At 47.7% G+C, this 1243-nt stretch carries 1 protein-coding gene; it reads right to left on the reverse strand.

The genetic code is table 11. The annotated features are described in order from the left end of the window. Positions 1-30 precede the first annotated feature (30 nt). Positions 31-1181, reverse strand: a protein-coding gene (locus L6J37_RS21185; RefSeq protein WP_237796517.1) for an IS3 family transposase whose coding sequence is annotated in 2 segments (ribosomal slippage) — positions 31-938 and positions 938-1181 — 1152 coding nt in all. Because the reading frame shifts where the segments join, the coding sequence is not laid out codon by codon here. Positions 1182-1243 lie beyond the last annotated feature (62 nt).

A 1243-nucleotide genomic window follows, 5' to 3' on the forward strand; every position in this document is an offset into this window, starting at 1 on the left:
TGATCTGATCCACTAACTCTGGACACTTAGCTAAGCACTGTTCTTCAATTCAAAATTCTCAGGGCTGAGATAGCCAAGCGAACTATGCCTTCTGGTTTTGTTGTAATCAACTTCAATGTATTCAAAAACGGTCTGACGCATGGTGTCCCTGTCCATGATTGGTTCGTACTGGATGGCTTCAACCTTCAGCGTATGGAAAAAGCTTTCCGCACAGGCGTTGTCCCAGCAGCAGGCTTTACGGCTCATGCTTTGGGTAAGTTGATGTTTTTCAATCAGATTTCTATACGCATACGAACAATATTGGCTGCCCCTGTCACTGTGCACTATCACGTTTTTTGGAAAACCGCGGCGGAACAGCGCCATGTTCAGGGCATCGCAAGCAAGTTGGGTGGTCATTCGATTGCTCATCGACCAGCCAACCACGGCACGCGAGTACAAATCAATGATCACAGCCAAATAAAGCCAACCTTCGCTGGTCATCAAATACGTGATATCACCGACCCATTTCTGGTTCGGTCCTGTCGCGTTAAAGTTCTGCTCCAGTAGGTTTGGAGCCACAGGCAGCTGATGATTGCTGTCGGTTGTGACCTTAAATTTACGCGCTGCTTTGGCGACTAAATCCTGCCGTGTCATGCTGTTTATTATGGTTTTCACGTCAGCGCTTTCACCCTTTTCTGCCAGCTCGACCTGGATACGGCGAGCGCCGTAACGCTCTTTGCTCGTATCAAAAACGGCTTTGATTTGTTCATCTCGGCAACGCTGGCTCTTCAGCCGTTTGCTTGGTTCTTTCCCTGATTTACGCCAGGCGTAATACCCACTTCGCGTGACACCAAGCACCAATGCCATGGATTTCAAGCGGAACTGGCGTTGGTGCTCAAGCATGAATTTGAATCGGCTTACTTTTGATTCTTCGCGAAGTAGGTGGCCGCCTTTTTTAGAATGGCTAAATCCTCTGCTTGATCAGCCAGTTGGCGTTTGAGCTTTGCAACTTCAGCGGCCAATTCAGCTTCCCGTTGGCTGGTATTGGACTTTTTCTCAACGGCAGTACGCCAGTTATAGATTTGCGATTCATAAATTTTGAGCTGCCTGGCTGCTTCAGCAACGCCAACACGTTCAGCCAGTTTCAGGGCTTCAGTTTTGAATTCAGCGGTATAGGTCTTGCGGGTCTTTTTGGTTGTCATATTCACCTCGATAAGTCATTTTACTCACTTAACGCGGTGTCCAAAAGTATTGGATCAGATCA

This window comes from Photobacterium sp. WH77, from assembly GCF_022014395.1.
GTDB lineage: Bacteria > Pseudomonadota > Gammaproteobacteria > Enterobacterales > Vibrionaceae > Photobacterium > Photobacterium arenosum.